The organism is Acinetobacter sp. L-24, from assembly GCF_056857555.1.
In genome coordinates this window covers 201,320-224,144 of record NZ_JBSXNI010000044.1, presented here as the reverse complement: position 1 = coordinate 224,144, position 22,825 = coordinate 201,320, and the positions used below count along the sequence as shown (strand labels likewise).

The following is a 22,825-nucleotide window of genomic DNA, read 5'->3' as shown; positions in this document are numbered from 1 at the left end:
GAATGGGAATAAAGCTTTGAGCGATCTTTTTAAGAATGCCGTATTGTGGCTCGTGATACTGGGTGTGCTGGTGTTAATCTTCAGCAACGTCAGTGACCGCAATCAACCGACTACAATGAACTACTCAGAGTTTGTTGCCGCGGTCAATGCTGGCCAAATTAAACAAGTTGTGATTGACGGCGAAAGAATCCGTGGCGAAAAATCGAACGGTTCAGAGTTTGAAAGTATCCGTCCGGCAGTTCAGGATCCTGAACTGATGCCAAGCCTGATTAAAAATAATGTTGTGGTTGAAGGTGAAGCACCACAACGTCAAGGCTTGCTCATGCAGTTGCTTATTGCAAGTTTCCCTGTACTTTTAATCATTTTGTTATTCATGTTCTTTATGCGCAACATGGGTGGCGGTGCAGGTGGTAAAAACGGTCCAATGAGTTTTGGTAAATCTAAAGCCAAAATGCTGTCTGAAGACCAGATTAAAGTCACTTTCACTGATGTTGCTGGTTGTGACGAAGCCAAGCAAGAAGTCGTTGAAATCGTAGATTTCCTGAAAGATCCAACCAAATTTAAACGTCTGGGTGCGAGTATTCCACGTGGTGTGTTAATGGTGGGTCCTCCAGGTACGGGTAAAACCCTACTTGCCAAAGCCATTGCCGGTGAAGCGAAAGTTCCATTCTTTAGTATTTCAGGTTCTGACTTCGTTGAGATGTTTGTCGGTGTCGGTGCATCCCGTGTTCGTGACATGTTCGAACAGGCGAAACGTCATGCGCCATGTATCATCTTTATTGATGAGATTGATGCAGTCGGTCGTCATCGTGGTTCAGGTACTGGTGGTGGTCACGATGAACGTGAACAGACACTGAACCAGATGCTGGTTGAAATGGACGGCTTTGAGGGCAATGAAGGCATTATCGTGATTGCTGCAACCAACCGTGCAGATGTACTGGATAAAGCACTTCTTCGTCCAGGCCGTTTTGACCGTCAAGTTGTGGTTGGTTTGCCAGACATTAAAGGTCGTGAACAAATCCTGAATGTACATTTGAAAAAATTGCCTTCAGTGACAGGTGTGGATGTTAAAGTTCTTGCACGTGGTACACCGGGCTTCTCGGGTGCGCAATTAGCAAACCTGGTGAATGAAGCTGCTTTATTTGCTGCACGCCGTAACAAAAACACCGTCGATATGCATGACTTTGAAGATGCAAAAGACAAGCTGTATATGGGTCCTGAGCGTAAATCGATGGTACTTCGTGATGAAGAGCGTCGTGCGACGGCTTATCATGAAGCAGGGCATGCGATTGTTGCTGAAAGCTTGCCAGGTACAGATCCTGTGCATAAGGTGACAATCATGCCACGTGGCTGGGCTTTAGGTGTTACCTGGCAGCTGCCTGAATTTGACCAGACCAGCCATTACAAAGACAAAATGTTGAATGAACTTTCGATTTTGTTTGGTGGCCGTATTGCTGAAGAAGTCTTCATTAACCAGATGTCGACCGGCGCTTCAAATGACTTCGAACGTGCAACCAAAATGGCACGTGCGATGGTGACCAAATATGGTATGTCGGACAAACTCGGTGTCATGGTCTATGAAGAAGATGCACAGCAATCTTTCATGGGCAGTATTGGTAGCCGCAGTATTTCGGAAACCACACAACTAGAAGTCGATCGTGAAATTCGTCGAATTCTAGATGAGCAATATAAAATCGCACGCGATATCTTGGAAAGCAAAAAAGATATTGCCCATGCGATGGTGAAAGCCTTGATGGAATGGGAAACCATTGATCGTGATCAAATCCGTGACATCATGGAAGGTCGTGAGCCTCAGCCACCAAAAGTCTATGTTGCAGATAATCCTGTGATTGATGTAACGCCAGATGATGGTCCGCTGACTCCTCCGCCATTGCCAGCGAACTAAGCTCAATAAAAAAAACCACCTTCGGGTGGTTTTTTTATGCTTGTCATTTTTGTCATATCTTTTTGAGTGTTATATTGAGCGATTAAAAATGAATAAGAAAAACAAAAATGAATATGCCTGTTCTGGAATCCAGTGTTTACCAGCTTCGTCTTGAACCGTTGAGCTGGGAACATTTTTCTGATTTAGTGGTTGCATGCGCTGAAGAAAATTTAGGTAAGATTTTATATAATTCGGTGCCTTATCTGCATAACTTAAAAAAATATTTTTCTCAAGCTTTCGAACAACAGGCTCAAAGTGAAAGAATGGTTTTTGCCGTAATTGATTTAAACTCCGGCCAAGCAATTGGAACCACCAGTTATCATGATATTAAAGCGGAAATTCCACGTTTTGAAATTGGTTATACCTGGTATGCCAAGCGCTATCACAGAGCTTATGTAAATCGCGTTTGTAAATATCTTTTGTTAAGACATGCTTTTGAAAATTTAAATGCTCAGGTGGTCGGCTTTCGAACTGATCATTTGAATCTTCCCAGCCAAAAAGCGATTGAGGCATTAGGTGCCAAACGAGATGGCATTATCAGGTGTCATATGCTACGTAAAGATGGACAGACTATTCGAGATAGCTATATCTATAGTATTTTAGAAAGTGAATGGGCAGATGTGAAAGCATTATTACAAACTAAACTGATGTAATATTCCCAAAACAATTACTTCGAAATCTAGGTCCTAGCCTTATTCCACTTTGCTTTATTCAGCGATCCATAAGACAATATCGGGGTTATTTTGAGTGAGTATTGAATCATGCAGCTGATGCCTTTGTTACCACATGTATGGACATTTGGTGATTTAAAATTGGACTTATCCCAGCCGCATGTGATGGGGATTCTCAATGTCACCCCAGACTCTTTTAGTGATGGTGGTCGGCATAATCACAAAGAAGATGCAGTCGCACGTGCGCTTGAAATGATCGCTGAAGGCGCGACCGTGATTGATATTGGCGGTGAATCGACCCGTCCAGGTGCCGCAGTGGTAGAAGTGGAAGAAGAAATTCGCCGCGTAGTGCCTGTGGTGGAAGAACTGGCTAAACATAAGGTCATTCTCTCGATTGATACGTCGCAACCTGAAGTCATACGCGCAGCGGTTCGGGCCGGAGCACATATCTGGAATGATGTCCGTGCTTTGACTCGGCCGAATGCATTGCAGACCGCAGCAGAACTCAATATTCCAGTGATCATCATGCATATGCGCGGTGAGCCGACCACCATGAACAATCTGGATCAATATGAGGATGTCACTAAAGATGTGATACGCGAGTTATCCCAACGTGTTCAGGATGCTTTAGATGTTGGAGTAAAAGCGGAAAATATCATGATTGATCCAGGTTTTGGTTTCGCTAAAAATGCCCAGCAAAATTTAAAGCTGTTGCAAGAGTTTTATAAATTGACAGAAATGGGCTATCCGATTTTGTCTGCTTTATCACGTAAACGCTTTATCGGAGCAGTTTTGGATGGGGCAGAACCACAAGAGCGTGCAGTGGGTTCAGCAACAGCGCATTTGTTGAGTATTCAGCAGGGTGCATGTATGGTACGGGCACATGATGTTAAAGTCACAGCCGATGCGATTAAAGTCTGGCAAGCTATGCAAATGGTTTAAAAATCGAGGCTGGGAAATCCCTACATTGGCAATGTTGTTTGGCTTTTAAGCAACAATATGCTATATAGGCACGCTTAGATTAGATAGTCATCCTTTAGAGTGCCTGTAATGTTTGCAGATTTACTTCTCCCCATGTTCGATGATGAGTATTATCCCGATATTCTGGTTGCTGAAATCAAGCAGCACATCGAACGTTTTGCCCAAAAAGTCGCTAAATCAGGTTTGTCAGATCAAGAAATTTACCAGCTTGCCAATCTGACTGTGGCTGATATCAATATCATGAAACCTCAGTTCGAAGATCTGGATTCGTCTCTGGATGATACTGCCGCGGATTATATTGCCGAAGCCATGATGATGGTGGTGCAAGAGCACGGCCTGTTCGAGATTGAAATGGAAGAACTGATTACCAATCGTGAATGGTGATTTAAGAAAACCCTGCAGATGCAGGGTTTTTTATTGTCTGTTCAAATAATCTTTAAAGCTATTAAAGCGAATTGAGCCGAGTAATTGTTGCTCTTCATTCATGCATTGCTGATAAAGGTTTTGGTAATAAGCCTGCAGATTCGATTGACCTTGAATCTGTTGTGGTGTTTTTGATTTGGATTGTTGATAAGCCCAAAAAGCCAGTTGTCGGAGTTTCTGCAACCTGATCTGGTCAATCGCACTACAGGAACTTTTAAATAAAGGTTCCAGGATGACCACCCCAAAGGAAGAAATCGCTAAAATGATCATACTAATGATGACCAGTACATCCGAATGAATCAGATAAAGGTTGAGCAATAAGCTCAGAAAAATTGGAATTTGCAGATAGAGACAATTTTGCAAACGCTGACTATAGGCTTTGGAGCTGAATTGCGCCTGATATTGTGCATGCCAGATATAAGGATAAAGCAGTGCCATCAGCACAATTAAGGTGACATTAAGGGCAATCGTGGCATTCTTGAAAAAATAATATTCCAGAAATACGGAGCTGAGACTACAGGCTACACAGACCAGAAGGGACAGTAAATTAATCGCGATAACAAACTGGATATTTTGCAAGGCATTAAATTTAAAGCGGCTATAACGCAGCTTAAGGAAAAAAGCGTCTGGATGACGTAATTGTAATGTAGCGAGATCAAAGTGTTTTAATTCTGACATGGGGATTTCGCGCTAAAAGAATAAAATTCAGGCACAAAAAAACCAGCCTAATGCTGGATTTTTTATTGCACCATTTTAATAAATATTAAAATGGTGCCCGAGGCCAGACTCGAACTGGCACGCTTTGTGGGCGGGGGATTTTAAATCCCCTGTGTCTACCGATTTCACCACTCGGGCATGTGCGCAATAATAGAGGACGAAATAAAGCTTGGCAAGCAAATTCCGAAATGATTGCTTTCTTTTCAAGCAATTCCGTGGCTTCTATTCTAAAAATCAGCAAATCAACGTTTTTTAAAATTCAATATTTGCAGATCTTTAAGATGGCCAATGAAAAAGGATAGAGAGAACTATGAATTTTCATCCAGATAGCTGTCGACATCTAGATGCTTGATCGTTTTACAATATTGATGCTCATATTTCAGCAGCCGCGTATATAACCCGGCATAGTGATTTAATTGCTGTTTTAGTTCGGCATACCGAGGATCATGGCTTGAATAAAAACGTAATTTTAGTCGGATCAGGCAGGTTTGTTTATAAGCCCAAAAACAGATTTTACGTAATTGTTGTAGCTGATAGTGCTCAGTATTTTTACTATTTTCCTTGAATAAATTTTCTCGATAAAAGCGCACAAAACCAAAGCTCACGCCAAAGAAGAATAAGCTCCACATCAGCAAACTGCTTTGTATAAAGACCAGATTTAAGGCTTGCATCAAAATCACAATAGCCATCTTGATCGGGGTATGCCGTAATAATTGATACAGCGAATAAGAAGAATGCTGAATCTGGTACAGAATCAAGGTGAGACTCAACATCAGGAACAGTAGAATGGCCAACATGGCATAACTCTGCGCCTGAAATTCGCTGATTTGCACAAAAGATTGCTGTACGAAATCTCCTAACATCAAACTGATGGGAACAAAAATCATGGCGGCCAAGGCCCAAGGAATTAAAAGCTTGGCTTTACCCCAGATTCCACGGATTTTAATCTGACTGTAAAACAGGTAATTTCCTTTAAATGCAGTCGGATATTGGCGCTTAAGTTGCTGTAGCAACAAAGTCACTTGCGTAGTGGGCATCATCCAGAGATTAATTTAATATATAGATGAAGCACTATAGTCGATTTTGCGCAAAATCGCAGAAGAAATGCAGTTTCAGAACGTAGCACTGTTTTAATCATGAAGATTTTAGTTTTTTAGCGACGAATTATGCGAAAATAGCCGATTCAAGATTTATTTTTTTAAGGACAGTTTATGACTGATCAATCTCCTCAGGCGTTAAGCGACATCGAAATTTTAGACATCCTGCAAAGTATGAAAAAGGATGAGCTAAATACTGAGGCGCAAGCAGCAATTCGTCAGGGTGGTAAAGCTGGTCGTCAGGAAGCGCATAAAGCAGCCTTAGTAGCATTGAATCAGTCATTTGAAGACAAGTTTGTCGAAGCCGTATCTTTGGCTTTGGGTCTGAATGCAGCACAAATCAAAAAAATCCGTTATAAAAAAGACCGAATCCGTATTTTAAAAGCGCGCGGTATTGATTATATGGCAATTGATGGTGCTGAAACTGCACAGGTACTGTCACAAATTGCCCAAGCAATTGTGCGTGAAGATGCAATTGTCACCCATGACCTGCATAATATTTTCCCATTCTGGAAAGAAGGCTGGCCTATGGTGCAATTCGATAATGCCTACAAAATTTTAGAAGATGATATCCAGATTCACTATCAAGCCGTTCTTGAGGCTTTATTAGCAAAAATCTAAGCTGTAACTAGATATAAACAAAAGCATCTTCGGGTGCTTTTTTAATCACGATACATCAGTGCAATCAGCCAACTGATGGGCAAAATAAATAAACGCCACCAGGTAATCAAGGGCCAATAAAAATACTCTCCAAATCTCAAGGTGGAGTCGAATCCTTGACGGCGACGTTCATGTGGGTAGGGAATAATGAAAACTGTTAAAACCATCAGAATGATGGCTGCGAGTAAAAGCAGGGGATTCTGTTGTTTGGCAAAGAAGAAGTAAAACAAATACAGGGCTGAATAAAAAAACAGACATGCCAATAATGCAGAAATATTCATCACTCACCTTATGGATTTTTTTATTAGAATAATTTTTTAAATAGAGGGCTAAAAAGAAGAACCAGATTAATCTGATTCTTCTTGAATAACTGAATTGGTTTCGATTAGGCGGGTCACCAGCAACTGGTCAATTTTAAAATGATCGACATCCACCACTTCAAACTTATAAGCACCAAATATCACGGCATCTGCAGGACGTGGAATCTTGCGTAATTTATACATCATGAAGCCAGCGATGGTTTCATAGTTCTCATCATCAGGCATTTCATCAATTTCAAGCGCATGCTTGATGTCTTCAATCGGCGTGCTGCCTTCAATCAGCCAGGAATTATTGTCACGTTTAATAATTTGCTGATCGGCTTCAATAGGCGTCACCCAGTCACCCATCACGGTAATCATAATATCAGAAAGGGTAATCACGCCAACGACCAGCGCATATTCATTAATGACGACGGCAAACTTTTCCTTGGTGGAACGGAAACGGTCCAGAACTTCCGATAAGGTCAAAGTGTCAGGAATAGTCAGGACATTACGGATGGTATTTTCATTGAGTTGCAGCAGCGACTGGTTGTTCAGAATACGCACCAGAATGTCTTTGGCGTCGACATAGCCAATCACACTGTCAATGTCATTGCTACATACCAGAAACTTGGAATAGGGGTATTCCGCCAGCTTTTGCCGAATACTTTCTTCCGGTTCATTTAAGGTGAAGAACACCACATTTTCACGTGTGGTCATACTCGAAGGCACGTTACGTTCTTCCAGCTCGAATACGTTTTCAATGAAATGGTGTTCCTGTTTCTGGAGCACGCCTGCCTGTGCACCGGCATCCATCACTGCAGAAATATCATCAAAAGTAATATTGTCATCACGAATAGTATTTACTTTAAACAGACGGAACAGCATGTTGGCAATCGCATTGATAAACCAAGCCAAAGGTTTGCAGACTTTAATGAAAATCTGAATTGGCTCGATGACTGAGACTGCGATCTTTTCTGGCGCAATCATGGCCAGACGTTTCGGCATCAAGTCTGCAAATAAAATAAATAATGAAGTGACGACCGTAAAGGAAAGCGCAAAGCTGATATTGTCAGCCCAAGGTCCTTGGTAAAAGCGGGAAACAAAATTATAAATATAAGGACGGAAGGCACCTTCACCTAAAATACCACCAAGAATGGCAACTGCATTTAAACCAATTTGGGAGGCTGCAAAGAAGTCTGCAGAATTTTCTTGTAGATCTAAAACTTTTTGAGCGCGATGATCACCCGACTCAGCCAGAATTTTGAGTTTGACTTTACGGGCACCAGCGAGGGCGATTTCAGTTAAAGATAAAAAACCGGCCCCCGTGATGAGTATTAAGATAATCACAATATTTTGTAAGAGGCTCACAAATCCACCTGTGGATGAATAGTATCTTGGGATATTTTTAACACAAAAAAAGACTTGAGGTGTAACAATGACATCTCAAGTCTTCGAAGTATAATCTTAAAAAATAAGAATTTAGAAGATTTTGAGTTTAATAATGTGAAAATTGAGAATTATTGCTCAGGAATTCACGGTTTTCTTCTTCAATCATCTGGCGGGCGACATATAAAATCAGCTGACGTAACCAGCGATGCGCCGGATGATGATGCAATAAAGGACACCATGCCATTTTTAATTCAAATTCCGGAATATAAAACGGCGGATCTTTTAGAATTAAATTGTGATTCTTGGCTTGCAGACGTGCGATACGTGAAGGCAGTGTCGCGACTAAGTCAACATTGGAAGCCAATAACCCCGGCATCTGGTAATGACGGGTAAAAACCGAAATTTTACGTTTCTGGCCAATACGTTCTAAAGCCTGATCGATCCAGCCTAAACCGGCCTGTTTTTCAGGATTTACCCCGAAGCCAACACCCATACCGGTTTTGGAAACCCAGATATGCTGTGCATCCAGGTAACTTTTAAGGTTTAAGTTGCTTGCGGCAGGATGCTTGTTATTTAAAAGGCAAGAAAAGCTGTCACGCCAGACCAAAACCTGATGAAAACTTTGCGGGATTTCATTAAAACGGTTGATTGCCAGATCGACCTTGCCTTGTTCCATGTCACGATATGACACGTCACTTGGCGTCAGGAAGTCTAATACCACGTTCGGTGCTTCTGAACGTAGGGCTTTAACCAGACGTGGAACCAGCGTGGCTTCTGCATAATCCGAGGTCATGATCCGGAACACACGATTTGAGGTATAAGGACGGAACTCGGTACGTGGTTCCAGAATCATCGACAAGTCAGCCAGTGCATCCCGAATACGTGGTTGTAATTCTAAGGCACGTTCGGTTGGGGTCATGCCTTCAGAAGAACGGATCAGGAGGGGATCATTAAATAAATTGCGTAATCGGCGTAAAATGTTACTCATGGCAGGTTGGGTAACACCCAATTGTTCTGCTGCACGTGTGACATTTTTTTCGCGAAGAAGTACATCAAGATAAATTAATAGATTGAGATCGACCCGCTCCAGATTCATAAAAGAAATACCGAGAATAAATACAAGAAATTATGATGATTATGCCATAATTGCCGGGCCATGTGTAAAGCGCCGATGAAAAAAAGCCATGTGCTCACTGATAAAGTTTACAGAATTAACACAGGCTTAGACTCTATTATTTACAGTGTACATAAGAAAAAAGATGCACGTTAAATGGACCATCATTTAGCCTTTTTTATAGATTGGGATGAAAGCCCTCTTTTCGCTTTAAAAGAAAATCATAAAAGCTATTCTTGCATTCAAGATTTGAGTGAAAAGTAAACTAAATTAAGAATTCCTTGAGTTGAATAAATCATCAAAGATCAGCATTTTTTAAAAATAAAAGGACATAAAACCCATATCCAGACTTAAGTCTAATGAATTATTTTTAAGCAACATGCGGAAATTTTATCCATTTTTATTTTTAAATAAATTTATATGAAACAGTATCTTAATATAATTTATCGAGATTGTACTAAGACTTTGATCTACTCATTTTTTAAATAAATACTGAAGATTCTTGCAGACTATTGGATTAATTTTCATAAGCCCACTAATCTTTAGCTATCCCAACGGATCGTCGAAAATCTGAACAAGTCATTGAGGGTGTGATTTGAGCGGTTCGTTGCAGAAAAATCCTAATATTATTACAGGAATATATCATGACTACATACCAAACAGCGATTGATGCAATCCGCGAATTAAAAGCGAAATTCGGTAACACTTGGGCAGACATCAGTCCTGAAGATGCTGCGCGTATGCAACTTCAAAACCGTTTCAAAACTGGTTTAGACATTGCGAAATATACAGCGGCAATTATGCGTCGTGATATGGCTGCTTATGATGCAGACTCTAGCAAATACACTCAATCACTAGGTTGCTGGCACGGTTTCATCGCGCAACAAAAAATGATTGCGAACAAAAAATACTTCGGTACAACTGAACGTCGCTACATCTACCTTTCTGGTTGGATGGTTGCAGCGCTTCGTTCAGAATTCGGTCCACTTCCTGACCAATCTATGCACGAAAAAACGTCTGTTCCTGCATTGATCGAAGAAATCTACACATTCTTACGTCAAGCTGACGCGAAAGAATTAAACGACTTGTTCCGTGCACTTAAAAAAGCACAACAAGCGGGCGACACTGCTAAAGCAGCTGAAATCACTTCACAAATCGACAACTTCCAAACTCACGTTGTACCAATTATTGCGGACATCGACGCTGGTTTCGGTAACGAAGAAGCGACTTACTTACTTGCTAAGAAAATGATCGAAGCGGGTGCTTGTGCACTACAAATCGAAAACCAGGTTTCTGATGCGAAACAATGTGGTCACCAAGCTGGTAAAGTAACAGTTCCACACGAAGACTTCATCGCGAAAATCCACGCTCTTCGCTATGCATTCCTAGAAATGGGTCTTGATGACGGTATCATCGTTGCACGTACTGACTCTGAAGGCGCTGACTTGACTCAAAAAATCCCAGTGGTTAAAGAGCCAGGCGACATCGCTTCTCAATACATCAGCTACTTAGACACAACTGAAATCGACATTTCAGAAGCGCAAGAAGACGAAATTCTGATCAAGCGTGATGGTAAACTTCACCGTCCTAAACGTCTTGCTTCTGGTCTATACCAGTTCCGTGAAGGCACGCAAATCGACCGCGTTGTACTTGACTGTGTAACTAGCCTACAAAACGGTGCTGACTTGCTTTGGATCGAAACTGCGACGCCTAACGTTGCTGAAATCGCTCACATGGTTAACCGTGTACGTGAAACAGTTCCAAATGCGAAACTTGTTTATAACAACTCGCCTTCGTTCAACTGGACTTTAAACTTCCGTCAACAAGCATATGACCGTTGGGTTGCTGAAGGTAAAGACGTTTCTGCTTACGACCGTGCTAAGTTAATGAGCGCTGAGTACGATGCAACTGAACTGGCTGCTGAAGCTGACGAAAAAGTTCGTACCTTCCAAGCTGATGCTGCTCGTGAAGCGGGTGTGTTCCATCACTTGATCACACTTCCGACTTACCACACAGCTGCACTTTCTACTCATGAGCTTGCTCAAGGTTACTTCGGTACTGAAGGTATGTTAGCTTATGTTGCTGGCGTACAACGTAAAGAAATCCGCGGCGGTATCGCATGTGTTAAACACCAAGCAATGGCTGGTTCTGACATCGGTGATGACCACAAAGAAATCTTCGCTGGTGACAATGCATTGAAAGCTGGTGATGATTCTAAAAACACAATGAACCAGTTCAGCGCTTAATCCGCTCAATTGATTCACTAAAAAACCCTGCATCTGCAGGGTTTTTTGTTTGGAAAAATGCTATTAATAAATAGGGAAGAGCAATCTCAAGAACGTGCTCAAGAGGGATTATCCATAATTTCTCCATGATTGGTTTTTATCGCAGCTTTTATGTGTTTAATTCTTGCATTCTAGTGCTATGTCACTGAATATTTGGATATAGCATGCTTATGTTCTGCATCAATTTACCCCTATTTAATTAAAAGTGACCCGGACTTATGCTGTCTAAATTTTTTATCCACCGCCCGATCTTTGCTGGGGTACTGGCGATTGTTGTCATGGCAATCGGCCTGTTCGCAGTGATGAACCTGCCAGTGGAACGTTATCCGGACATTGCCCCGCCAAGGATAACGGTGGCAGCAACTTATAGCGGCGCTTCTGCGGAAACTGTGGAAGAAAGCGTGACTCAAGTGCTGGAACAGCAAATCAAAGGCATTGATCATCTGCTGTATTTCAGTTCGAGTAGTGATTCTTCAGGACGCAGCCGGGTCAGCATTAGCTTTGAGAATGGTACCGATCCGGATACTGCACAGGTGCAGGTACAAAATGCGATTAATGGGGTACTAAACCGATTACCGGAAGATGTACAACGCCAAGGTGTCAATGTCTTTAAATCGCTCGGTGATACCCATATGGTAATTAGCCTGTATGATGAGTCGGGGCGCAGCAACAATATTGAACTTTCCGACTATCTGATGACCCATCTGGAACAGGACATTTCCCGGATTGAAGGCATTGGTGAGGTGGATGTTTTTGGTTCACAATATGCGATGCGGATCTGGCTGAATCCGGCAAAATTAAAACAATATAACCTGATGCCAAGTGATGTGCGTGCTGCGATTGAAGCCCAGAATACTCAGGTCGCTGCTGGTGCGATTGGTGATCTTCCCGCCATAGACGAGCAATACCTGAATGCCAAAGTTACTTCGGGTTCACGGCTAAAAACTGTAGAAGAATTCCAGAATATTATTGTCAAATCGGATCGTGCCGGCAGCTTTATTTATTTGAAAGATATTGCGCGAGTAGAACTGGGTGCTGAAAATTATCAGTCTTATAGTACCAATAATGGTTATCCATCAGCAGGTCTGGGTATTTCACTGGCCTCAGGGGCCAATGCCATTGCCACCTCTAATCTGATTAAGGCTGAAATTGCCCGTATTTCCCAGCAATTGCCTGAAGGCTATAAAATTGCTTATCCACGTGACAATACGCCTTTTGTTCAAGAATCAATTAAAGAGGTAGTCAAAACCCTGATCGAAGCCGTGATTTTGGTCATCATTGTGATGTTCATTTTCTTGCAGAACTGGCGTGCAACTTTGATTCCTACCGTGACTGTTCCAGTGGTGATTTTAGGTACGATGGCGGTGCTGTATGCACTGGGTATGAGTATCAACACCTTAACCTTATTTGCGCTGGTTCTGGCGATTGGTCTGTTGGTGGATGATGCTATTGTGGTGGTAGAAAACGTCGAACGGCTGATGCATGAAAAGCAACTGTCTGCCAAGGACGCGGCCTTGGAGTCCATGCAGGAAATTAGTGGGGCACTGATCGGAATCACACTGGTCTTAACCGCAGTCTTTATTCCGATGGCTTTTTTTGGTGGATCGACTGGCGTAATCTACCGGCAGTTCTCCATCACCTTGGTCGCGGCTATGTCGCTGTCCTTAATGGTGGCCTTGATTCTAACCCCAGCATTGTGCGCGCTTATTCTAAAACCGAATCCTAAACCGGCAAAATGGGCGTCCTGGTTTAACCAGAAACTGGAGCATTTAAAACATCGTTATCTGAATTTGTCTAAACTCACGATTCAGCGTCAGGCGATCTGTTTGCTGCTGTTTGCCGGATTGATCGGTGTGTTTGCGCTGTTCTATCGTGCTTTGCCAACCAGTTTTTTACCAAGTGAGGATCAGGGGATCTTAAGCTTGCAAATTAAATTGCAGGAAGGCGCCCCGATGAAAAATACCATTCAGATCGGAGAGGAAGTCCGTAAGTATTTTCTGGATCAGGAACAAGCCAATGTCAATCTGGTGATGATCCGTTATGGGCGAAATTTCTCTGGAACTGGTCAGAATCTGGCGACCGGTTTTGTGGCATTAAAACATTGGGATGAGCGTTCCGGTCAGAACAATACTGCACAAGCGATTCGTGAACGTGCCTTGAAGCATTTCCAGAGTAATCGCAATGCACAAATTAATGTGTCCATGCCAGCTTCAGTCAATGGTCTGGGACAAACCGATGGTCTGGATTTCTGGATTCGAGATATCAATGGCAATGGCCGGCAATATCTGGAACAGCAATTTAAAGCGCTGGAAGCTCGGGCGGGCAACTATACAAGCTTTGAAAATCTGGGTAAACGTTCTAATCCTGACAAAGCAGAGCTACGTGTCAATATTGATCAGAAGCAGGCCATGGCCAACGGTCTGACCCAATCGGCAATCAACAGTACTTTATCCAGTGCCTGGGGAGGCAGTTATATCAATGACTTTATTGATCGCGGCCGGATTAAACGGGTGATTATGCAGGGTGATGCTGAATTCCGTTCTAAGCCGGAAGATCTGGCACAGTGGCATGTGCGCAATGACCAGAATCAGATGGTGCCTTTCAGCAACTTCTCGCAAGTAGGCTGGAGTGGTGGCCCTGAAGTGGTCAACCGCTTTATGGGTTATACCGCATTGCAAATGGAAGCGGATCGGGCTAAAGATAGCAGTTCCGGTCAGGCCATGCAGGATGTGGAAGCTTTGGTTGCCGAGCAGGAAGGGGTGGATGTGGTCTGGAGCGGTCTTTCTTTCGAGGAAAAACAGTCCAATAATCAGGCGATCTGGCTGTATCTGATTTCAATTGGTTTTATTTTTCTTTGTCTGGCGGCTTTATATGAAAGCTGGAGCATTCCAACCGCCGTGATGTCAGCTATTCCACTCGGGATTGGCGGCAATATTATTTTCAGTTATCTGGCTGGTTTCCCGAATGATATCTATTTCCAGATTGCCTTGCTGACTACCATTGGTCTGTCCTGTAAGAATGCCATTCTGATTGTGGAATTTGCTTCATTAGCGCAGCAACAAGGTAAATCGGTAGTAGAAGCCGCACTAGAAGGTGCGTCTTTACGCCTACGTCCAATTTTGATGACTTCTTTGGCCTTTGGCGCAGGGATTTTACCGCTGGTCTTTGCTACAGGCGCTGGTGCGGTGAGTCGTCAGGAAATTGGGGTGAGTGTATTTGGTGGTGTCATTTTTGGAACATTGCTGGTGCTGATTTTTATTCCATTTATGTATGTTTTAATTCGTCGACTCATCATCAAAAAATCGCGTGCTTAAAATAAAGGAAAACTCTAGAGCTGAAAAATCCCCGTTTATACGGGGATTTTTTTATCGCCAAAACTCGTCCAATGACTGGTTGCGTTTTCAGCATGGTGTGAAAATTGCTATAAAAATCATCTATTCATACAAGAATGTGTCGTGAGAATGCATCTGATGGGGATTTTTATTCATGTTGTCACACTTTTTTATTTATCGACCTAAATTTGCAGCCGTGATTGCCATTATCATGATGGTATTAGGAATTTTTGCACTGCAAAAAATTCCCATTGAGCATATGCCGAATATGGACGCACCTGCGTTAGGGGTTTCTGCGGGGTATCGTGGTGCATCTGCGGAAACCGTTGAGCAATCGGTCACGCAAATTTTAGAACAAGCGGTAAAAGGCATTGAAGGTTTGGAAAGCTTTCAGTCCAACAGTAGCGTGGGACGTGCAAATCTGACCCTGTCGTTTGAGCAAGGCGTGGATCTCGATCAGGCACTGTTGCAAGTGCAAAATGCGGTCAATGGTGTGCTAAGTCGATTGCCTGAAGAAACCCAGCAAAATGGAGTGGCTGTTTATAAACAAGGTTATGATCAATTTGCATTACTGAGTTTATATGATGAATCAGGGAAGGCGACACCGACAGAGCTTGCTGACTATTTAATGGTGCATGTCGAACCGCGTTTTTCCCGTATTGACGGAATGGGTGAGGTGGAGCTTTATGGCGCAGGCTATGCGATGCGCATTTGGCTCAATCCACATAAACTACGCCAATTTAATCTGATGCCGAGTGATATTCGCAATGCAGTCGAGGCACAAAATGCACCACTTGTGTCAGGTTCTATTGGTGGATTACCGACAGCACAAGATCAATACATGAATGCCAAGGTCAGTGCAGGATCACGTTTAAGTAGCATTGATGAATTTGAAAAAATTATTGTGAAAACAACAGATTCAGGTTCAGTACTGTACTTGAAAGATGTCGCACGTGTTGAGTTAGGGGCAGAAAGTTATAACCATTTAAATTATACCAACGGTCATTTATCCGCTGCATTATCGATTCAATTGGCGCCACGGAGTAATGCGATTGTGGTTTCAGAGCAGATGCAAACGGTATTGAAAAATGCCCAAGCCAATTTGCCTGCACATTATCAATTACGTATGACCATGGACAAAACCCCATTTATTACCAGTTCAATTGAACAAGTCGCGAAAACTCTGGTTGAAGCGATGGTACTGGTAGTCTTGGTGATGTTTATCTTCCTGCAAAACTGGCGCGCCACTATTATTCCTGCAGTCACGATTCCGATTGTAGTTTTAGCCACATTTGCGGTGCTGTATGTATTAGGAATGAGCTTAAACAGTTTTACCTTGTTTGCCCTGATTTTGGCGATTGGCCTGCTGGTCGATGATGCCATTGTGGTCGTGGAAAACATTGAACGTTTGATGCATGAAGAACATTTGGATGCTCAGGCTGCAGCTTTAAAGTCAATGAAGGAAATTAGCGGTGCATTGATCGGGATTACGTTGGTCTTAACGGCTGTATTTATTCCCATGGCATTTTTTGGCAGTATGACAGGGGTCATCTATTGTCAGTTTTCCATCACGTTGGTCGTGGCAATGCTACTTTCTTTATTGGTAGCACTTATCATCACCCCTACATTTGCAGCGCAACTGCTAAAGCGTCAACCACATCAACCAAAATGGGCAAAGCGTTTTAATCGTGGCATGGATAAGCTCACCATGCATTACCAAAAGCTTTCTGCACGTAGCATGCAGTTTAAAATGACGATGTTGGCTGTATTTAGTATATGTGTTTTAGGCTTTGGCTGGCTTTATAAAACCTTGCCCGAAGGCTTGATGCCAACGGAAGATATGGGCTTTGTCATGGGTCAAATTGTGATGCCGGGTAATGCACCACGTTCTGAGATAGAAAAAGTCGGGCGTGAAGTCCAAGACTATTTAATGCAGCATGAATCTGAGCGCATCCAGAGCATTGGGATTTGGTATAGTGGAAACAATGTTGGAGTTGGGCCTTATCGTGGTCAGCTTTTTGTCGTATTAAAGGACTGGGCAGCGCGTAAAAATCCTGAAGATACCGTCTTTGCCATTGTAGATCGTGCACAAAAGCACTTTGCCAATCATGCCAATGCCCAGATTTTCTTTATGGCGCCTTCTATGTCAAGTAATGGACGTGTGGTCGACTTCTGGTTACAAGATCTAGATTCAAGGGGTAGCGAGTTTTTACAGCAATCCTTCTCTGAGATTGAAACCCGTGCCAAAGCAAAATCATCGATTGAATATTTACAACTTGATGTACCCAAAGAAAGTGCAGAGCTGAATATTAAACTGGATATAGAACGTTTACTCAAATATGCCGTACCTCAGCAAAGTTTTAACAGTACGTTGGCTGCGGCTTGGAGTGGTACTTATATCAACGACTTTATTGATCGTGGGCAAATCAAACGGGTCATCATGCAAGGCGAAGCGGAGTTCCGTTCTAAACCTGAAGATTTGGCACATTGGCATGTCCGTAATAGCAAAGGCGAAATGTTATCGTTTAATCAATTCACTACGCTGAATTGGCAAGGTGGACCGAATAGTATCAACCGTTATATGGGCTATAACGCCGTGCCTGTATATGCAGGTATTCCCAAAGATCAATTTTCGAGTCAAACCATGCAAGATGTCGAAGCTTTAGTCGATGAACAAGACGGAGTAAATTTGGCCTGGAGTGGAGCCGCCTTAGAAGAAAAACGTAGCAGTGGGCAAGCTATTTTCTTGTATCTAATTTCGATTGCCTTTATTTTCTTATGTTTAACGGCACTCTATGAAAGCTGGACGATTCCTGCTGTGGTGTTGACCGCGATTCCTCTGGGCGTGGGAGGAAGTATTCTGTTCTGTGTCTGGTTTGGTTTTGCGAACGATATTTACTTTCATATCGCCTTGCTGACGACTATCGGTCTGTCCTGTAAAAATGCAATTTTGATTGTAGAGTTTGCTGCACAAGCAGAGCGGACAGGTCATACTCCGGTTCAGGCCGCGATAATGGCTGCGGGCTTACGCTTGCGTCCTATTGTCATGACTTCCATTGCATTTGCAGCGGGCGTACTGCCTTTGATGTTTGCCACCGGTGTCAGTGCAATCAGCCGGCAGGAGATTGGCAGTAGTGTTTTTGGTGGGGTGCTATTTGCCACTGTACTGGTACTGCTGTTTATTCCCTTTATGTATGTATTGATCCGTGGTCTGATGGTTAAAAAAACGGTTTCTAAATCAGTGGTGATAGAGCATCCATCTTTAGAAAGTGAACAAGCCTGACTCAGTCAGGCTTTTTTCTGGCTAAATATCGAGGAATTGATTTATACAAAAAATATCGTCATATTGCAGCATGATCATTAAAATTATTCACATGAAAAAATTAGCATACATAGGGATCAGGATAAACATCTCTTGAATGCCAGACTTTTATAATGAGCTGCTTATGCCGACAATTTCAGAAAAAATCCAGAATATCCAACAACAATTACATTCTGAAAATCACGACATCGCTGTAGGCTTACTTAGTCAGCTGAATGTCGCCGATCAGGCGCGCATTTTAAGTCATTTAGATGCTCTGCAACAGGCCCGAATTTTAAGGGAACTGAGTGAACCGAGCTTGGTCTATGCTTTTATGCCCCTAGGGCAGCAGTTAAACGTGGCACAGCACTTATCTATTTCAGAACTTGTTCCCATTCTGGACGCAATGCCCTCTGATGATTTTGTCGATATTTATAAGCAGTTTTCGCCGCCGCTACAGCTGCAATTGATGGGCGCATTATCTGAAGAATCCCAGCAGACACTCAAAGATCTGGCCATCTATCCGGAAGGTACAGCGGGTGCCATGATGAGCTCACGTTTTGTGACGCTATCACCCGATTTAACCATGGATGAAGCGATACAGGCTTTACGTGTAGTGGCCGCGGGGCAGGAAACCCTGTATCTGATATATATTGTCGATGCAGAAAAACGGCTGATCGGTGTGATTTCCCTAAGGCAGATCATTCAGGCCTTAGCTGAGCTGAGCATTGCCGAAGTGATGCAACGTGACGTCATTTCTGCCCAGGTAACAGATGATCAGGAAATTGTGGCTAGAGCCTTGGCCTATTATGATTTTATTGCCTTGCCAGTGGTTGATGCCCAGCAAAAACTCTTAGGAATTGTCACCTATGACGATGCTATGGACATTGTCGAAGCCGAAACCACGGAAGATATTTTAAAGTCGGGTGCAGTGACGCCGTTGACTGAGTTGAGCCTTAAAACTGCCCCGATTTTGACCCTGTATCAGAAGCGGGTCTTTTGGCTGGTCATTCTGATTTTTGGCAGTCTGCTCTCTGGAATCGGCATTGCACACTTTGAAGAGATCATTGCCGCACATATCGTGCTGGTATTTTTCTTGCCGCTTTTGGTGGGCAGTGGTGGGAATGCCGGTTCGCAATCAGCCACCTTGATGGTGCGTGCCTTGGCCACAGGCGATGTCGAGTTCAAGGACTGGTTTAACCTGCTCAGTCGTGAATCTCTGGTGGCGCTATGCTTAGGCGGCACCATGGCGATTGCTGTATCCATTCTCGGTTATATCCGGGGAGATATCATGGTCGCTGTGGTGCTGGCCATCAGCATGCTTGGGATTGTGTTGATGGGCTGCCTGATCGGCATGAGTCTGCCTTTTATTTTAAATAAACTCAAACTTGATCCTGCCAGTGCTTCGGCGCCGTTGGTGACTTCCATCTGCGATGCTACCGGTGTAATTCTGTATTTATTCGTTGCTTCCAAATTACTGTTTTAATTCACAGATTGATACATCAGCGTAGAAAAAATACTTTATGCTCAAGAAAATCAGCATTATTTCTGGAATAACTTATGCCTGAGTCTGGACAAAAACCAAAATTAAGCCAACAAGAGGTGATACGTCTGGAACGTGATCTGGCCAAGTTTGCCAATATGATGGACTCCGTGGTGCGTATTCCGTTTACCAAGCAAGGGGTGGGGGCAGACGCAGCTTTGAGTACGATTCCGGTTGCTGGAGATATTGCCGGTTTTGTATTGACCTGTTATGCCATTCATAAGGCCAAACAGATCGGGGTTCCGAGTGCCAAACTCAATCCGGTGATGAAAATGGCGGCGATCGATGCGGTAGTAGGATTTATTCCGGTGGCAGGCACGGTCTTTGATATTTTTATTCGGCCCAGTCGCAAAGCGCTCGATGTCGTGCACCTGCATATTCGCGAGGAATATCAGATTAATAGCGATCGACATGTGGTGCATCCATTTTTGCATGAAAGTCTGGAACGCAAACAACAGCAATCTGGATTCTGGCGCAATCCTGTGGTGGCCTGGATCTGGATTCATATTCCGGATATTTTAGGCACTTTATTCCTGATTGTATTTGTCTTCGCGATCGGGTGGGGTGCTATGGCGCTGTATCAATGGTTCAGCCAATGATAGGTCAGCTAAAGAATAATTAAATCCAATAAAAAAGCCTGCAATTGCAGGCTTTTCTTGAATCAAAACTCAAGTTTTACTTAAGCACAATCAAGTTGTTGCAATGCAGCGACACGCTGTTCGATGCTTGGATGCGTCTGGAACAAGGCAGCAAGGCTAAAGCCTTCTTCTTTACCCGCAGAAATCGCAAATGCTTTCATTTCTTTCGGCATGGCATCCGGCATTTCAGATTCTGCCTGTAAGCGCAGTAATGCTGAAATCATGGCTTGTTTACCTGCCAAACGTGCGCCTGCTTCATCAGCACGGTATTCACGGTGACGAGAGAACCACATCACAATCGACGATGCCAAGATACCGAACACGATATCCAGCACAATAGTAATCACGAAATAGGCAATACCCGGGGCTTCACCTTCTTCACGACCAAAGACATTGCGGTCAATAAAATCACCTGCGACACGTGCGAAGAACATCACGAAGGCGTTCACAACACCTTGGATTAGTGCCAGAGTGACCATGTCACCATTGGCGACATGACCAATCTCATGCGCTAATACTGCACGAAGTTCGTCTTTGTTCATACGCTCAAGCAAGCCAGTTGATACCGCAACGAGAGCATCATTTTTGTTCCAGCCGGTGGCAAAGGCATTCGACTGGTAAGAGGGGAAAATACCCACTTCCGGCATTTTAATGCCTGCACGCTGAGAAAGTTGTGCAACTTCTTGGAGCAACCAGGCTTCAGCTTGGTTACGAGGTGCATTCGGGTCAATCAGTTCAGTACCCGTGGTCTTTTTCGCCATCCATTTAGACATGAACAGGGAAATCATTGAGCCGACCATACCGAACACAAAACAGATGACCAACAGGTTGCCTAGATTCAAGCCACCTGCGCCATGGTAACTACCGACACCGAAGAGTGACAAGATAATGCCAGCTACAACCAGTACCGCGAGGTTGGTTAGCAAGAACAAACCAATCCGCATCATTGAGAAATCCTCTTATTACAGAAAAATAATCTGATTATTAAATGTAAATCATTGAAATCAATATGCGGTGAAATCGAGAAGAATTCAAGGAAAAAATAGCATTTGGCTACAAAAAACACAGGATATTTTTTGTGCAAATTGAAACATAGGTCTTTAAAAACAAAGCTGTTTAGGAGTTATTCACTTAAATATATTTTTGCAGATGCTGACGCATTCGCGGTGGCATATGAGCCTGCCGGTGCATCGGTGAAACTGCCATCCGCTTGAGCAATGATCTGACGCTGATACTTGGCAGCCTGAATATTGGAAGCTGTGGTGGTTTCAATCGAATAATTGTCAGAACTGGCAATCACACGGCCAGTACCAGAAGATGCTGTATAGGTAGCACTAGTATTGCCAATTCCCTGAGCATATAAGTTCTGATAACGGCTGCTGACACGACGGACATAGTCCTGAGTTTCACGAAACGGTGGCACACCCTTATATTTGGCAACATTACCTTCACCGGCATTATAGCCTGCCAGTGCCAAGGTGGTGTTGCCATTAAAACGTTTCAATAACCAGGCCAGATATTTGGCACCTGCCATAATATTCTGCTGCGGGTCATAAGCGTTGCTGACATTAAAACGACGGGCAGTCGCCGGCATGAGTTGCATTAAGCCCTGTGCACCGACTGGAGAACGTGCCTGCACATTAAAACCGGATTCGGTATGCATCACGGCTTTAATCAAGCCTTCAGATACACCATAGGTTTGTGCTGCCTGACGGATGATCGAGTCATAGGCATTTTTATTTTTACTATAACTTGGCAATACCGAAGCTTCACTTGAACCCCAGTTGCTATAACTGTGAATATTGCTGTCTGGATAATAGGTTTTCTTTTCTACCTGTAGATGGTTATAGCGACTTTTCTTATTGGTCAATAAAGTACTGCCATTACTGTCACGTAATTGATAGATCGTTTGACCGGCATAAGCAAAATGACAACAGCTTGCTAATAGCAAACCACTGATCCCATAACGCCCCAAAACATACACATTTATTTTCATTGTTTATATTAAGTAAACACAAGCGAGAAAAATTCAATAAAGAGTTTAACAAAAAATTACGGAATGAAAAGACTTGTGCGCTGCATTTATAAACGAGTTTGTAAATGCAAGTCATTTTTTACATTTTAGCAGTAGAAAAAAAAATATGATTTAATTTAAAACCTTAGGCTTGACAGGTTTAACTAATTGATTTTTATAAATAATTAAATTGATCAAAAAATGATCAATTCAAAGAAAAGCCTTATCTTTTGAGCCGGACAAGTTGTCAAGTCTGTTTCAATCCACAAAGTTATCCACAGCTTTTGTGGACAACTGTGGAAAAGTCCAAAAGATAAGCATCTTGACTAAAAAATGAACGCAATCGTTCAATATATCAATCTAAATAAAACATGAAAATGAAACTAATAAGACATTTTCATGAAAATAAATTC

At 42.9% G+C, this 22,825-nt stretch carries 17 protein-coding genes and 1 tRNA gene; 10 read left to right on the top strand and 8 right to left on the bottom strand.

Annotated features, from left to right (window positions below; translation table 11 throughout):
- The first annotated feature begins 16 nt into the window (after positions 1 to 16).
- The 4 genes from ftsH (at position 17) to AC13CK_RS12585 (ending at position 3,981) form a co-directional block, all read left to right on the top strand.
- Positions 17 to 1,906 carry an ATP-dependent zinc metalloprotease FtsH gene (gene ftsH, locus AC13CK_RS12600; RefSeq protein WP_004280565.1) on the top strand — a complete coding sequence of 630 codons (1,890 nt, stop codon included), beginning with the start codon at positions 17 to 19 and terminating at the stop codon, positions 1,904 to 1,906.
- Positions 1,907 to 2,013: 107 nt separating this feature from the next.
- Entirely contained in the window at positions 2,014 to 2,598 is a 585-nt protein-coding gene (locus AC13CK_RS12595; protein WP_482831236.1) for a GNAT family N-acetyltransferase, read from the top strand.
- 108 nt (positions 2,599 to 2,706) lie between these two features.
- Positions 2,707 to 3,558 carry a dihydropteroate synthase gene (folP, locus tag AC13CK_RS12590; protein WP_005247701.1) on the top strand — a complete coding sequence of 284 codons (852 nt, stop codon included), beginning with the start codon at positions 2,707 to 2,709 and terminating at the stop codon, positions 3,556 to 3,558.
- 108 nt (positions 3,559 to 3,666) lie between these two features.
- Positions 3,667 to 3,981, top strand: coding sequence for a DUF5713 family protein (locus tag AC13CK_RS12585; protein WP_004280560.1), 315 nt, complete (start codon positions 3,667 to 3,669; stop codon positions 3,979 to 3,981).
- Between the two features lie 30 nt (positions 3,982 to 4,011).
- On the opposite strand, the gene AC13CK_RS12580 is transcribed toward AC13CK_RS12585, so the two are convergent.
- The 3 genes from AC13CK_RS12580 to AC13CK_RS12570 all read right to left on the bottom strand — a co-directional run bounded on the left by AC13CK_RS12580 (position 4,012) and on the right by AC13CK_RS12570 (position 5,774).
- The gene (locus tag AC13CK_RS12580) at positions 4,012 to 4,698 is read right to left on the bottom strand and encodes a hypothetical protein (RefSeq protein WP_425980807.1); all 687 of its coding nucleotides are present in this window, start codon (positions 4,696 to 4,698) and stop codon (positions 4,012 to 4,014) included.
- Between the two features lie 91 nt (positions 4,699 to 4,789).
- Positions 4,790 to 4,875: transfer RNA gene (locus AC13CK_RS12575), tRNA-Leu, on the bottom strand.
- 170 nt (positions 4,876 to 5,045) lie between these two features.
- Positions 5,046 to 5,774 carry a hypothetical protein gene (locus AC13CK_RS12570; RefSeq protein WP_004645749.1) on the bottom strand — a complete coding sequence of 243 codons (729 nt, stop codon included), beginning with the start codon at positions 5,772 to 5,774 and terminating at the stop codon, positions 5,046 to 5,048.
- A gap of 174 nt (positions 5,775 to 5,948) precedes the next feature.
- On the opposite strand from AC13CK_RS12570, the gene AC13CK_RS12565 reads away from it, so the two are divergent.
- Positions 5,949 to 6,455 carry a hypothetical protein gene (locus AC13CK_RS12565; protein ID WP_004280554.1) on the top strand — a complete coding sequence of 169 codons (507 nt, stop codon included), beginning with the start codon at positions 5,949 to 5,951 and terminating at the stop codon, positions 6,453 to 6,455.
- Between the two features lie 41 nt (positions 6,456 to 6,496).
- Here AC13CK_RS12565 and AC13CK_RS12560 read toward each other — a convergent pair whose 3' ends face one another.
- The 3 genes from AC13CK_RS12560 to AC13CK_RS12550 form a co-directional block, all read right to left on the bottom strand.
- A complete protein-coding gene (locus tag AC13CK_RS12560) occupies positions 6,497 to 6,775 on the bottom strand; it encodes a hypothetical protein (RefSeq protein WP_180086290.1) in 279 nt (92 codons plus the stop codon).
- 66 nt (positions 6,776 to 6,841) lie between these two features.
- On the bottom strand, positions 6,842 to 8,164 hold the full coding sequence (gene paeA, locus AC13CK_RS12555) for a polyamine export protein PaeA (RefSeq protein ID WP_004280552.1): 1,323 nt from the start codon (positions 8,162 to 8,164) through the stop codon (positions 6,842 to 6,844).
- A gap of 127 nt (positions 8,165 to 8,291) precedes the next feature.
- The gene (locus AC13CK_RS12550) at positions 8,292 to 9,281 is read right to left on the bottom strand and encodes a LysR family transcriptional regulator (RefSeq protein WP_005103940.1); all 990 of its coding nucleotides are present in this window, start codon (positions 9,279 to 9,281) and stop codon (positions 8,292 to 8,294) included.
- A 662-nt stretch (positions 9,282 to 9,943) separates the two neighbouring features.
- On the opposite strand from AC13CK_RS12550, the gene AC13CK_RS12545 reads away from it, so the two are divergent.
- The 5 genes from AC13CK_RS12545 to AC13CK_RS12525 all read left to right on the top strand — a co-directional run bounded on the left by AC13CK_RS12545 (position 9,944) and on the right by AC13CK_RS12525 (position 20,359).
- Positions 9,944 to 11,545 carry an isocitrate lyase gene (locus tag AC13CK_RS12545; protein WP_482831235.1) on the top strand — a complete coding sequence of 534 codons (1,602 nt, stop codon included), beginning with the start codon at positions 9,944 to 9,946 and terminating at the stop codon, positions 11,543 to 11,545.
- Between the two features lie 257 nt (positions 11,546 to 11,802).
- On the top strand, positions 11,803 to 14,898 hold the full coding sequence (locus AC13CK_RS12540; RefSeq protein WP_482831234.1) for a multidrug efflux RND transporter permease subunit: 3,096 nt from the start codon (positions 11,803 to 11,805) through the stop codon (positions 14,896 to 14,898).
- 172 nt (positions 14,899 to 15,070) lie between these two features.
- On the top strand, positions 15,071 to 18,199 hold the full coding sequence (locus AC13CK_RS12535; RefSeq protein ID WP_425878823.1) for an efflux RND transporter permease subunit: 3,129 nt from the start codon (positions 15,071 to 15,073) through the stop codon (positions 18,197 to 18,199).
- 163 nt (positions 18,200 to 18,362) lie between these two features.
- On the top strand, positions 18,363 to 19,703 hold the full coding sequence (gene mgtE / locus AC13CK_RS12530; protein WP_224215619.1) for a magnesium transporter: 1,341 nt from the start codon (positions 18,363 to 18,365) through the stop codon (positions 19,701 to 19,703).
- Between the two features lie 74 nt (positions 19,704 to 19,777).
- On the top strand, positions 19,778 to 20,359 hold the full coding sequence (locus tag AC13CK_RS12525) for a DUF4112 domain-containing protein (protein WP_312325610.1): 582 nt from the start codon (positions 19,778 to 19,780) through the stop codon (positions 20,357 to 20,359).
- Between the two features lie 80 nt (positions 20,360 to 20,439).
- On the opposite strand, the gene htpX is transcribed toward AC13CK_RS12525, so the two are convergent.
- Both htpX and AC13CK_RS12515 read right to left on the bottom strand, forming a co-directional pair.
- Positions 20,440 to 21,345, bottom strand: coding sequence for a protease HtpX (gene htpX / locus AC13CK_RS12520; RefSeq protein ID WP_004280540.1), 906 nt, complete (start codon positions 21,343 to 21,345; stop codon positions 20,440 to 20,442).
- A gap of 176 nt (positions 21,346 to 21,521) precedes the next feature.
- A complete protein-coding gene (locus AC13CK_RS12515; RefSeq protein WP_425878828.1) occupies positions 21,522 to 22,394 on the bottom strand; it encodes a lytic transglycosylase domain-containing protein in 873 nt (290 codons plus the stop codon).
- Positions 22,395 to 22,825 lie beyond the last annotated feature (431 nt).

Bases quoted from the DNA above. Each gene is read 5' to 3' on its own strand.
- AC13CK_RS12595 (WP_482831236.1), top strand. From the start codon at position 2,014: ATGAATATGCCTGTTCTGGAATCCAGTGTTTACCAGCTTCGTCTTGAA.
- folP (WP_005247701.1), top strand. From the start codon at position 2,707: ATGCAGCTGATGCCTTTGTTACCACATGTATGGACATTTGGTGATTTA.
- AC13CK_RS12585 (WP_004280560.1), top strand. From the start codon at position 3,667: ATGTTTGCAGATTTACTTCTCCCCATGTTCGATGATGAGTATTATCCC.
- AC13CK_RS12580 (WP_425980807.1), bottom strand. From the start codon at position 4,698: ATGTCAGAATTAAAACACTTTGATCTCGCTACATTACAATTACGTCAT.
- AC13CK_RS12570 (WP_004645749.1), bottom strand. From the start codon at position 5,774: ATGCCCACTACGCAAGTGACTTTGTTGCTACAGCAACTTAAGCGCCAA.
- AC13CK_RS12565 (WP_004280554.1), top strand. From the start codon at position 5,949: ATGACTGATCAATCTCCTCAGGCGTTAAGCGACATCGAAATTTTAGAC.
- AC13CK_RS12560 (WP_180086290.1), bottom strand. From the start codon at position 6,775: ATGAATATTTCTGCATTATTGGCATGTCTGTTTTTTTATTCAGCCCTG.
- AC13CK_RS12550 (WP_005103940.1), bottom strand. From the start codon at position 9,281: ATGAATCTGGAGCGGGTCGATCTCAATCTATTAATTTATCTTGATGTA.
- AC13CK_RS12545 (WP_482831235.1), top strand. From the start codon at position 9,944: ATGACTACATACCAAACAGCGATTGATGCAATCCGCGAATTAAAAGCG.
- AC13CK_RS12540 (WP_482831234.1), top strand. From the start codon at position 11,803: ATGCTGTCTAAATTTTTTATCCACCGCCCGATCTTTGCTGGGGTACTG.
- AC13CK_RS12535 (WP_425878823.1), top strand. From the start codon at position 15,071: ATGTTGTCACACTTTTTTATTTATCGACCTAAATTTGCAGCCGTGATT.
- mgtE (WP_224215619.1), top strand. From the start codon at position 18,363: ATGCCGACAATTTCAGAAAAAATCCAGAATATCCAACAACAATTACAT.
- AC13CK_RS12525 (WP_312325610.1), top strand. From the start codon at position 19,778: ATGCCTGAGTCTGGACAAAAACCAAAATTAAGCCAACAAGAGGTGATA.
- htpX (WP_004280540.1), bottom strand. From the start codon at position 21,345: ATGATGCGGATTGGTTTGTTCTTGCTAACCAACCTCGCGGTACTGGTT.
- AC13CK_RS12515 (WP_425878828.1), bottom strand. From the start codon at position 22,394: ATGAAAATAAATGTGTATGTTTTGGGGCGTTATGGGATCAGTGGTTTG.